The organism is Mesorhizobium sp. WSM4846 (assembly GCF_055811415.1).
Genome location: NZ_JBVVPZ010000026.1, coordinates 33,962 through 45,518, shown reverse-complemented (window position 1 = coordinate 45,518; position 11,557 = coordinate 33,962). Strand labels below are relative to the sequence as shown.

The window sequence follows — 11,557 nt, the reverse complement described above, 5'->3', positions numbered from 1 at the left end:
GGCACCCGGGCCACGCGGTCCCCCGGGGGGGGGCGGGCTCCGACGACTTGCGTGGTGGTGCTGGCGACTACATCCTCAATGGCGGCGCGGGCCGCGACCGGCTGGCCGGCGAGGGGGGCAGGGATGTCTTCGTGTTCGACGCAATTGGGCCGGCGAACTACGACAGGATAGAAGACTTCAATGCGCTCGACGATGTGTTCTGGCTGGACAGCTTCGCATTCGTCGGGCTGTCGGCCGGTTCGCTTTCCGCTGCGGTTTTCGTCGTCGGCAAGCACGCCATCGATGACAACGACAACATCATTTACGACAAGGAGACCGGCGATCTGCTGTTCGATGTGGACGGGGCAGGAGGAGTGGCGACTGTCAAGTTTGCCGCCCTGGACCCGAGCACATTCCTCACAGTGGACGACTTCTTCGTGTTATAGGCGCGCATGGTGGGGGCAGCTACATAGACCGAACGTGATCGCGCCCATGCGCAGGATTTCCTCCCCGATTGCGCAGTAAGGGGCGTCAGGGCTCATCCGAGACCTTGATGACCCGACTGGCTGGTGTCTGCAACGGTGAGGCATGATTTCGACGAACGCGGCTATCTTTTCATCCGCATTGAAAAACCTTGCATTTGACGGATGCAGTGGTGCCACGCGGCAATCCATCGTCGTGAGCCAGCCGATGCTATTGTGCTCGTTTCGCCGCACTGCGGGTGGCCATATCATCCAAGACAGCATGAAGAAGCGTTCCGACTTCCTGTTTCGCAAGCCCGGGTGCAATTCCTGATTCGGCTAATTGAACGAGAATTGTCTTGGCGGTGTTGCGCCAGAAGGCGTTCGCGTCCTCCCCGTTCTTGGACTCCAGGACCAGGGCGATCCCTTGGACCAATTTCCGCCGCCGATGCAGCGGAAATGCGCTTATGTTTGAATCGCACATCGATCACCTCACCTCTTCAGTCGCGCGAATAAGCATTGGCGGGTTAGAAAATTTGGTTAACAGCGCTCTTTTTGACGGTGGTCAGCCATGGAACAAAGCGTCCGCTGGGCTCGATGGTCGGTGCCGCGAATAGCGGCTGGACGCAGCGGCATGGCGAGTTCGAGTCCCTGTTGCAGTATTACTGGCCTAGGCCTGACGGCGCAGGAGTCCGGCATGAGTGCCAGCATGCGGCTCAGCTGACGGCCGATCGACGCCTGAGGCTTACCGGATCGGCGTCTCGCCGCGAAACAGCGGCTGGTGCGCCCTCATCAAGGCGGTAATCCGGTCGGCGACTTTTCGCACCGGCGGCGCGTGACGTTCCTCGTGATGGGTGACGATCCATTGGTCGGTTTCGAGTTCGGGGATAGGCTGAGCGACGCGAACCAGCCGCTGATCGCTGTCACCGACGAAGCACGGGAAGATCGAAAGGCCGGCGCCGGCGGCCACCAGTTCGCGCACCGAATGGGTGTTGTTGCCGCGCACGGCGATGCGGTCGCCGTGATGGGCTTGCAGCCAGCGCGCCGAGGCAATGTTTGCCGCTTCGCCGGTGACGCCGACGAACAACCCGGCGGCGATGCCGTTGATCAGGCGGCGTCCGGAATAAATGGCGTAGGCGACCTTGCCGCTCTGACGGCCGGCCAGCCACTGCTCGGTCGGGCGCTCGCTGCGTATGCCGATGTCGGCGGCACGGCGGCCGATGTCGACACGGTCGGTGGTGGTGACGAGCTCCACCCTTATGCCGTCATCGACCGTCCAGATCTCGCCGATATGGGCGGAAACGAAGGCTGAGGTCCATGGCCCGGCCGAGACGCGGACAATGCGGTCGGGCAGGTTTCCCTCGCGCCAGCGGGTCAGCGACTGCATTGCTGCCTCGACGTCTTCGGCGCGCCGCAGCAGTTCTTCACCGATCGGGGTCAGCCGGTAGCCTGTCTGCTGGCGCACGAACAGCGGTTCGCCGATCTGCTTTTCGAGCGCGGTGACGCGTCGTCCAAGGGTGGCTGCGCTGAGGCGCGTCGTTCCCGTCGCTGCGCTCAAGCCACCCAGCCGCGCAACGTCGAGAAACAGCCTCAGATCGTTCCAGTCGATATCCATTTTGCAGAAATGAAAAACTCCTTGCGAGCGTGGCTGTAGCGCGAAGCGGGCATCACGCGCAAGTATGGAGGCATTGGAGGCGTTGGACAATCCTGCTTGGAGCGACAGTGACAAGCGCCTCTGCTGGCCAAGAAGTCAGCGCAACCCTTGCGAAACGCGCATGCGTTTCGCGCAGATGCTTTGCGTTTTCGACCAACCCAGGCGCGCGGGCTTTCTGTGCGCCAAAGGAGACGATCATGTTGTATAGACTTCGACACCGTTTCGCCCGCTGGCTTGCCTATCGCCAGACGCTTGCGAGCTTGAGGCAGGCCCCAGACAGCACACTGGCCGATGCTGGCATTTCTCGCGAAGAGATCCGCGAGCAGGCCCGCCACGCCAGCCTGCGTCGTTGAGGAGGCGGGGCATGCAGATGATGACGCCCCAGACGGGGCTAACCAACTTCTAACTCACAGCGATGCGCAGGCCTGTGTCATCGAAAAGATGCAGATGGCTGGTATCGAACTTCAGATCCACCGTGTCGCCGGAAGCCACCGGATATTGTCCGGCGACGACCGCAAGCATGGTCTGGCCGCCGCTTGTCTTGGTGTGGACGATTGTCTCGGAGCCGAGGGCTTCCACCAGCGCGACGCGGGCCGCAACGTCTCCGTTGCCGGAATCGGCGAGGCTGATGTGATGCGGCCGCAGCCCGAGCGTCACGTCGCCATTGGCCGCGCTGACGTTCCCGTCGATCTCGAATCCAGCTGAACCGTCCAGCGTGAGGCTTGACCGGCCAGTGCCCCCGGGCGCCACCTTTACCGGCAGGAAGTTCATACGCGGTGCACCGATGAACCCGGCGACGAACAGATTGGCCGGATGATTGTAGAGCTCGAGCGGCGTGCCAATCTGCTCGATGCGGCCGGCGCGCAGCACGACGATGCGGTCGGCAAGCGTCATCGCCTCGATCTGGTCGTGCGTGACATAGACCATCGTCGCCGACAGCCGCTCGTGCAGCGCGGCCAGTTCGGCGCGTGTCGAGATGCGCAGTTCGGCGTCGAGATTGGACAGCGGCTCGTCAAGCAGGAAAGCGGTTGGATTGCGCACGATGGCGCGGCCGATCGCGACGCGCTGGCGCTGGCCGCCGGAGAGCTGGCCGGGGCGCCGGTCGAGATATGGCGCGATTTCCAGCATCCGCGCGGCTTCGGCGATGCGCGCATCGATTTCGGCGCGCGCCATACGGGCGTTCTCCAGTCCGAAGGCCAGATTCTGGCGCACGCTCATGTGCGGGTACAGCGCGTAGGATTGGAACACCATCGCCAATCCCCTGTCGGCGGCCGGAACGGTGGTCACGTCCTTGCCGTCGATCGCAATGACGCCGCCTGTCGGCCGGTCAAGCCCGGCGATGAGCCGCAGCAGCGTGGACTTGCCGCAGCCGGAGGGGCCGACGAAGACGATCAGCTCGCCGTCAAGGATGTCGAGATTTATGTCGTGCAGCACGCCGACCTTGCCGAAAGCCCTCGATACGCCGGTGAGTGTGATCTGGCTCATGGTAGCCTCTATTTCAGACCGGAGCCGGCAATGCCGGTGGTGATGAAGCGCTGAAGGAAAATGAACACCAGCACGACCGGGATCATGGTGACGACGGTCATGGCCAGGATGTAATGCCATTGCACGTTGAGTTGGCCGGCATAGGTGTTGAGACCGACCTGCAGCGTATAGACCTCCTTGCGCGACAGGACGATCAGTGGCCAGAGGAAGTCGTTCCAGCGCCAGACGACGGAAAAGATCGCCAGCACCGCCAGCGCTGGGGCGGTCAGCGGCAGGATGATGCGCCAGTAGATCTGCCATTCCGACGCCTTGTCCATGCGCGCTGCATCGATCAACTCGTCGGGGATCGTCAGCATGTACTGGCGTAGCATGAAGACGCCCGTGGGCGTCGCCACTGTGGGCAGGATCACGCCCCATAGCGAATTGAACAGTCCCATCGCCGAGATCACCGAATAGAGCGGCACCAGAATGACGGAGAGCGGCACCATCAGCGTCGCGACGATGAGCATCATCACGGCAGAGCGTCCCCGAAAATTGTACTTCGACAGTGCGAATGCAGCCATCGAATTGGTCAGGAGCGTAATCAGGGTGGCGACCACGGTGACGAAGACCGAGTTGCGCAGATAGAGAAAGAAGTCAAAGGCGAGGAAAGGCTGGACATAATTGTCGAGCGCGAACGCAATGCTGCGCTTGGGTGTACGGTCCCGGATGTTGACGCGTATGATCTCGCCCGGGTTGGCGGGATCGACCATCTGCGCGACGGTGCCGAGGCGGCGCACTTCGGCGAGCACGCGCGCGCTGCCGTCGTCATTGCGCACTTCGAAGAGCTGCAGCGGCTCCTCGTATCCTTCCACGACAGCTTCGGCGGTGACATACGGCAAAACAGTCGGCGGGAACTCCGCCAGCGCCGCAGGCGTCTTGAACGAGGAGTTGACCAGCCAGAGCGCCGGGCCGAACATGACGAGCAGCCCGCCGATCAGCCAGAACCAGGTGAAAACGTCGGTCCAGTGCCAGCCGGCGCCGCCGCGCCGGCGGAACAGAAATTCCGCAACCCTGCTCATCGCATTTTGCCCCGCTGCTCGTTGCGCCTTGCGATGCCCAGCTGGATCAAGGTCAGCACGACCAGCACCGCTCCCATGAGGATCGAGGCCGCGGAGGCGAGCCCCGGATTGCGCAGCATCGAGGCGAAGCCGACCTCGTAGATGTACTGCGTGAGGAACAGCGTGCTGGTCCCGGGACCGCCGCCGGTCAGCACATAGACTTCATCGAATATCTGCACGGCGCGGATGAGTGTCAGCACCAGCACCACCAGGAGGTTGGGCGCCAGCAAGGGCAGCGTTATGCGCCAGAAGACGCGCATGGGCCGCGTGCCGTCCATCTCGGCGGCCTCATAGAGGTCTTTCGGAATGGCCTGAAGGCCGGCGAGAAGGATCAGCGCATAGAAGCCGACATGGGCCCAGACCGACACCATGATCGTCGCCGCGAAGGCCCAGTTGCGCTCCACCAGCCAGTTGACCGGGGTTCCGCCCGCCTCGAACACCATCAGGTTGAGCAATCCCTGCCGCTGCAGGATCCAGCGCCAGATGAGACCGACCACGACCGGCGACAAAAGCACAGGGAAGAAGAACACGGCGCGCCAGAAACTGCGCGCACGCAACTCACGGTTGAGCACGAGTGCGGTGACAAGCGCCACGGCGACCATCATCGCCACTTGCAGCACGACGAAGGCCAGGGTGTTCCAAACCGCGATCCAGAACAGGTCCTCGGTGCAGCTCTTCGGATCGAGATAGCTGCCGCAACTGAACAGCCGCCCATACTGATCGGCGCCGACGAAGGTGCGCTCGCCGAGGAACAGCGCCCCGCCACCGGTCATCGAATAGAGGATGTTGATGACCAGCGGAAACAGCACGAAAATGCCGAACACCAGCATGTTCGGCGCCAGGAAGAACACGGCCATGCCATTGCTGCCCGTGCGCCGTTGCAACATGCGCAGTGGCGCATCGAAAACATTCGCAAGCCAGCCGACCGGCGCCAGGATCATGGCGCCGGCGCGGGTTGCTATGCTGTTTCGGACGTCTGCCATGACACTGCCGCGACGCTACTTCGAGGCCTCGGCCACCTGTGCCTTGATGTCCTCGTCGATGCGGACGAAAGCCTCGTCGAGCTTCAGCTCGCCGGCCATGACCTGACTGATGCGGGTCACCAGCGCGCCATAGACCGGAGTTCCCCATTTCCATGCCGGCAGGGCGGCGGCATTCGGCGCGATCTTGCCCGATGCCTTCAGGAAGGCTTCGAGCGACGCCTTGACGTTCTCGTCATCGGTCTTGTAATCGATCTTGCCGGCGAGAACGCCCTTATGTGCAGGCAGGAACAGGGTGCGCTCGGTGAATTCGCGCATGATGTCCTCGCGGCCCAGGAAGTCCATCACCTTGCCGACTTCAGCGGCGTTCTTCGTGTATTTGACGGCGACCAGCGCGGCGCCGCCCGGCATGCCGGTGCAGGCGGCGGTGCCGCACGGCGAGCCCGTCGCCACCCAGTCGAAGTTCTTGCCGATCTTGCTGGCCAGGTTGGCAACCTGCCAACTGCCCGAATAATAGTAGGCAATTTGCCCATTGATGAAGTCGTCGGCCCCGGCGCGATAGGTGGTGCCCGACGCCGACACCCAGATTTCCTTGTTCATGCGGCCGTCGGCAACCCAATTGACCAGCTTTTCGGCGAAGGCTTTCGTGCCGGCGTCGATCGGCGCCGGCAGTCGATCACCGCCGATGTAGTTGGCGCCATAAGAAATGTTCGCCGCCGAGATACGATGGCCGCTGCGGTCGATGGCAAAGGCTGCGTTGAGCTGCTGGCTCTGCTGCACCTTGCCGGCGGCATCGACCCATTCGTCCCAGGTTGCGGTGTCGGCCGGGATCGGCACGCCGGCCTGTTCGAAAAGCGTCTTGTTGACGAAGCCGCCGGTCAGCGTGATCTGGGTCATGAAGCCCGGAATGATCTTGGAACCGTCCGGGCGCATCCAGTCGAACTGGTCGCCGAAATTCGTCTGCCAGTATGCTGGATCGGCAACCACAGGCGTCAGGTCGAGCCAATGATCGGCGAGTTCCTTGATGTTGGTGACGCGGGCGATATCGGGACCCCGTCCTGCCTCGAGTTCGACCGGAAGCTGCTCCTGGACAACCTTGTAGGCGACATTGTCGAGAATGACGTTGATGTCCGGATTGTCTTTCATGAAGCGGTTGAGCAGGTCCTGTATAACCTCACCCTCGACGCCGTCCGAGTACCACATCACGCGAACGTCGCCTGCGAACGCGGTCGACGACAGAAGGCCCGCCGAAAGGCCCAGGATTATCGAATTCATTCTCATGGTTCACTCTCCTCCGCTTTTGCGGTCTTCACCGCTTGATTGTCGCTGTCCGAGCTGCTGCTTGTCGGGCTCCTTTCGATCCAATCCTCACCTGGTTGCGATGGCGTCGGCTGTGAAGAACGTGGCTTCGCCGCTGACCTGCCAGTCGGCCGGATCGACGACACGGCCCTCAGCCTCCATGCGGCCATCCGGATGGAACAGCACGTCGCCGTATTCCGGGTCATTGACATGCAGAAGGCCGTTTTTTCCGTGGCCGAGCGCGAGCTGAGAAAACTGCGCCTCGAATTCCTCCAGCGACCCATATTGCCGGCGCCGGCCCAAGCGGATGATCCATACGGTTTGATGGCCCGGCACGCGCAATTCGTTTCCGGCGGTCGGCCCGCGGCCGACGAGCTCGAAGGCGCTGTCGGCCTTCAGCATCGCGAGCCCATCGTCGCCGCGCGCCGAAGAGACGTTTTCCTTGACCCACGCTTCGTCGAACGCGCTCTGTGGGAACCAGGCATGGGTAAAGTCGGGCTGCTCGGCAGCGCAGCTGAACAGCACAACTGCCAGGTCGCGGTATTGATGCACGCGCGGCAGAGATCCGGAGCCGCCCCAGTAGGACGGCCGGCCATAGCCCGAATGAATCGTCTCGCCCGGATGGTTGATCCATATCTGCGCGTCGGGATTGCCGCCGAGGCGAAGGTGCAGCACCGTTTCCTGATAACCCCATTCGTTCCAGCGATAGGCTGCTGCGCTTCCCATGGCGAAATCGCGGGTCTTGTAGTGGTAGAGCTTGGCGATCCGGTTCTGGCCCTGCGCGAAGCACCATTCCTGCGCGTCGTCGCCCGCCATGCAAGCGATGCCGGTCAGTTCTTGCGGGACGTGGAGCCCATGGTCGCGCAGGCAGAGCGCAAGCTGCGGCAGGGCGTGGAAGCGCATGCCGTAGAAACCTTTACCCCACAGCATGCGTGCAATGCCGGAAAGTTCCAGCGAACGGGCGGCGCGCAGCGTGTGTTCGTAGGAGCGGCCCTGCGCGCCGGTAAGCATGCCCTGCTGAGCCGAGCGGGCGACGATCTCGAGCAGGCGGTTGATCGCAGCCCCGGCACGCCGGCGCACATCGGCGTCTGGCCCAAGCGCGTATAGGATCGTCAATCCCTTGAGATCGATCGGGAAATAAGGGGCGGAATTGAATTCCGCCATTTCCCATGCCTCGAAATGATCGAGCCAGGCGCGCACCCGCGCAAGGCCCACGGTCGACTGCTCCGCGCCGGTGCGCCCGGAGCGGACAAAGCGGGCGTCGGGCAAGAGATGACCGCCGAGATAAGCCGCGGTGTGAAACAGAAGCGCATGGTTTTCGGAGAAGTACCACTGCACGTCGTTACCCGGCTCATCCATCCAATAGCGGTAATTGAGGATCGCCTCGTCAATGCGGTGATGCAGATCGACCGCAATCCTGTCGCCATAGGCACAACGACACCAGAGCAGTGGAACCAGGATGAAATCGGCGCAATCGTGGCAATCTTCGATCGCCGGCAGTGCAGCAGCAATGATGGCGTCGGTTTCGGCGCCGCCGCGGCCGGTCGCCAGCCGCGCCAGCGCCCGCACGGTATCGGCCTCGGCGAAGTTGGAGACCTGTTCCAGGGCTTCGCCGATCCTGTCGGCAAGGATGGCAGGAGCGCGGCCCTGACGCGCCGCATGACAGATCTCGACGCCGAAGACCCGCCGGGCAACAAAGCCTGAAGATGAGAGCGATACGGCAAAATGCCGGAAGTCGGCCGGAAGGTCTTCCGTGGCGGCGATAGTGATGCGTCTTGCCCCCGCTTCGATGTGGCGGCGGAAGATCACGGGCGCCTCGATCGACATGAAGTCGCCCTCGATCACGATCGCTACATCCACCGCAACCGGCAGCGCGACATCCGTCACCAGCGCCACTTCGCCGCCGGAATAAAATGGACGCTCGAAATGCATGGCGTCGAGAGCGGCTTCCATGGCCGCCGCGACGTCGCCTTTGACGGTGGTGGGCAAGACCTGTTCGGCAGCTGGGCCCGACAAATAGTCGAGTTGGAAGAAGTAGCGTGCGTCACGCTCGGCGAGATCGTCGAGCCAGATGCTGATCTCGTTGGCGCCGGCGACGAGATCGACCTCGAAATCCTGGGAAGCCTCGAGATTGCGCCCGTAGGGCGCCATCCAGCCGGCCTCTATTCCGTTGACGAACAAAACGGCGCCGCCGCAGGTGCGCAGCCGCAGCCGCGCCCGGCCGTCCGAGCCTGCGTCGAGCACGGTACTTGCCCAGGTGGCGACCACGGTCGGGCGGAACCAGAAGCCCGACAGGTCGACGCGCGGCGAGCCGAACGGAAGCCAAACACGGTCCGGCTCGAACACGCCCTGCGGCTTGGGCCGTTTCCCGCGGCGTTCGGCGGCAAACTCGGTTCGGCAGGGATATTCGTGCGGGATGAAATTCTTGTGCTTGGTCAGGAAGAAGAAGGGATCCATCTCCCCTTGCATCGGCTGATCCGCAACATCGTAGCGCTGCTCAGACGTCGGGCCGACGAGCCAGTAAACGACAGGGCCGCCGAGCGCGAGCGGCCGGCGCAGCGCAAGATCGTGCGTGATCGGTTCCACGGTGTTCATCGCAGCGTCTCAACGGGCACGGGCGACACGTCGTTATAGGCCTGGTTCTCGCCCGTCATGCCCCAGACGAAGGCGTAGGGGCCGGTTCCGCTGCCCATATGGATCGACCAGGCCGGCGAGATGACACAGTCGCCATTGGCCACGATCAGATGGCGGGTATTGTCCGGCCGTCCCATCAAATGGACCACCCGATCTTCCGCCGCGAGATCGAAATAGAGATAGGCTTCCATGCGCCGCTCATGCAGGTGAGGGGGCATGGTGTTCCAGACGCTGCCCGCAGCGAGATCCGTGATGCCCATCAGCAGCAGACAGGAAGGCGCGACTTCCGGATGAATGTACATGCGCAGTGTGCGCTTGTTGGCGCGTCGCTCCTCGCCGAGTTCGAGCGGCTTCGCCTCGGATTTCGTGATCAGCCGATGCTTGATGTCTGCGCCGGCCGGAACCGAGTTCATATAGAACCAGGCGGGGTGCGCGGCGCTGTCGCTTTCCAGCGTTACTTGTTTAGCACCGCGCCCGACATAGAGCACATCGCGGTTGGCGAGTGCGAAGCGCTGCTGGTCGACGCTCACCGTTCCTGCGCCGCCGAGATTGGCGATGCCCATCTCGCGCGCGGTGAACAGATGAGGCGTGCCGACGTCCGCGCCATCGCCGAAACTCAGCGGCTCTCCGGTTGGGCACGCGCCGCCGACGATCATGCGGTCGACATGGATGTAAGCGAAGGCGATGCGGCCGGGCTCGAACAGCCGCTCCACCAGGAATTCGGCGCGTAGTCGCTCCGTCCCGTAGCCATCGATGTCGCCCGGACCGGCGCCGAAGAGAACGCGCATCGTCATGCCGCCGCCTCGGCAGCTTCGGCATGGATCATCCCCTCGGTGAGGCAGAGGATCGCCAGGGCCTGGCCGTAGCCGGTTGGCTGGATCGGGATGTCGCGGTAGAATTGGAGATCATGGCCCATGCGGGTGCCATACGAAACGTTTCCGAGCACGCCGTTCTCGTCGATGCTGGCCAGCACCGCGTCGAGTGCGCGCCGGCCCGCTGGACCGCACGCCTTGGGCCCGAAGCCCAGGCGCGCAGCTTTCATGAGACCATAGCCGATGCCGGCGGTGGCCGACATCTCCTCATAGGAGGTCGGGTCATCGAGCAAAGTGTGCCATGCTCCCGATGGCGCCTGCAGGCGCAGCAGCGCTTCGATCTGCGCTTCCAGCACGCCGAGCAGATAGGCTTCGACTGGCTTGCCGACACCGCCATTTTCGATCAGGTCGAGGATGCCGACCGTGATCCAGGCGTTGCCGCGGGCCCAGAGAGCGCGGGCAAAATTATGTCGGCCGGCAAATGTCCAGCCATGGAACCACAAGCCGGTTTTCGGGTCGGCGAGATAGCGAGCATGGACGAGGAACTGGCGAACAGCTTCGTCGATGCAAGATTGCCGGCCGGCCGCGCGGCCGTGGAAAGCGAGGAACAGGCCGGCCATGAACAACGTGTCGTCCCACAATTCGTCGTCGTTGATCTTGTCTGAGACATTGTGCTGGAACCCGCCCTCGGGCGTGCGAGGCATGTCGCCAAGCAGCCTTTCGGCCCATTGGCAGAGAGGCGTTTCCCAGCGCGGATCGCGTGTCTCGCCCCAGAGCAATGCCAGCGCCATCATCGGAGCGGTGGTGTTGATGTTCATCGGCGGCAGGCCCGCCCTTAAATGGCGCTCGTACCAGTCTTCGATTGTCTGCAAAAGCTTCGGGTCGCGATTGTGCCGCCAGAGGCAAACGAGGCCGTAGAGGCCCACACCCTGCGGCCATTCCCAGGAATCGAAGCTGATGTAGTCGCCGGCCGTGCCGTCGAGGTTGGGCTCGTCGAAACGGCCGTCATGGCGCAGGCCGGTCATGCCGCGCACGAGCAGGTCGAGCTTTGAGCGCATATCTCTCATGGACGACGCCACTACTCCTCCCAAGTTTGCGCGATGTCGGGCAAATGGGTGCCACAGGAATTTTTATTGCGCAATCTGAAATTTTT

General features: G+C 63.0%; 10 protein-coding genes and 1 pseudogene. 2 read left to right on the top strand and 9 right to left on the bottom strand.

Annotated elements, in window-relative coordinates; genetic code table 11:
- Positions 1 to 425, top strand: a pseudogene (locus tag AC0L15_RS21015) (Ig-like domain-containing protein); the annotation flags it as partial.
- A 247-nt stretch (positions 426 to 672) separates the two neighbouring features.
- Here the strand turns inward: AC0L15_RS21015 and AC0L15_RS21010 are convergent.
- Positions 673 to 924 (bottom strand): DUF6074 family protein, encoded by a 252-nt coding sequence (locus AC0L15_RS21010; protein WP_287249852.1) that lies wholly within the window; start codon positions 922 to 924, stop codon positions 673 to 675.
- A gap of 261 nt (positions 925 to 1,185) precedes the next feature.
- A complete protein-coding gene (locus AC0L15_RS21005) occupies positions 1,186 to 2,169 on the bottom strand; it encodes a LysR family transcriptional regulator (RefSeq protein ID WP_287249854.1) in 984 nt (327 codons plus the stop codon).
- A gap of 122 nt (positions 2,170 to 2,291) precedes the next feature.
- On the opposite strand from AC0L15_RS21005, the gene AC0L15_RS21000 reads away from it, so the two are divergent.
- Positions 2,292 to 2,447: a YjiS-like domain-containing protein gene (locus tag AC0L15_RS21000; protein WP_287249857.1), complete on the top strand. Its 156-nt coding sequence runs from the start codon at positions 2,292 to 2,294 to the stop codon at positions 2,445 to 2,447.
- A 49-nt stretch (positions 2,448 to 2,496) separates the two neighbouring features.
- Here the strand turns inward: AC0L15_RS21000 and AC0L15_RS20995 are convergent, their stop codons facing one another.
- The 7 genes from AC0L15_RS20995 to bglB all read right to left on the bottom strand — a co-directional run bounded on the left by AC0L15_RS20995 (position 2,497) and on the right by bglB (position 11,471).
- On the bottom strand, positions 2,497 to 3,579 hold the full coding sequence (locus AC0L15_RS20995; RefSeq protein ID WP_287249860.1) for an ABC transporter ATP-binding protein: 1,083 nt from the start codon (positions 3,577 to 3,579) through the stop codon (positions 2,497 to 2,499).
- 8 nt (positions 3,580 to 3,587) lie between these two features.
- Entirely contained in the window at positions 3,588 to 4,640 is a 1,053-nt protein-coding gene (locus tag AC0L15_RS20990; RefSeq protein WP_287249862.1) for a carbohydrate ABC transporter permease, read from the bottom strand.
- A complete protein-coding gene (locus AC0L15_RS20985; RefSeq protein ID WP_473496921.1) occupies positions 4,637 to 5,662 on the bottom strand; it encodes a carbohydrate ABC transporter permease in 1,026 nt (341 codons plus the stop codon). Before AC0L15_RS20985 ends, AC0L15_RS20990 begins: the two co-directional genes overlap by 4 nt.
- 15 nt (positions 5,663 to 5,677) lie before the next feature.
- Positions 5,678 to 6,940, bottom strand: coding sequence for an ABC transporter substrate-binding protein (locus tag AC0L15_RS20980; protein ID WP_027151261.1), 1,263 nt, complete (start codon positions 6,938 to 6,940; stop codon positions 5,678 to 5,680).
- 87 nt (positions 6,941 to 7,027) lie between these two features.
- Positions 7,028 to 9,553, bottom strand: a complete 2,526-nt coding sequence (locus tag AC0L15_RS20975) for a hypothetical protein (RefSeq protein WP_287249863.1) — start codon at positions 9,551 to 9,553, stop codon at positions 7,028 to 7,030.
- Positions 9,550 to 10,386: a 5-dehydro-4-deoxy-D-glucuronate isomerase gene (gene kduI / locus AC0L15_RS20970; protein ID WP_287249865.1), complete on the bottom strand. Its 837-nt coding sequence runs from the start codon at positions 10,384 to 10,386 to the stop codon at positions 9,550 to 9,552. Before kduI ends, AC0L15_RS20975 begins: the two co-directional genes overlap by 4 nt.
- Complete coding sequence (gene bglB, locus AC0L15_RS20965; RefSeq protein ID WP_287249867.1) at positions 10,383 to 11,471, bottom strand: beta-galactosidase BglB; 1,089 nt, start codon at positions 11,469 to 11,471, stop codon at positions 10,383 to 10,385. The genes kduI and bglB overlap by 4 nt, the downstream gene beginning before the upstream one ends.
- Positions 11,472 to 11,557: the final 86 nt, after the last annotated feature.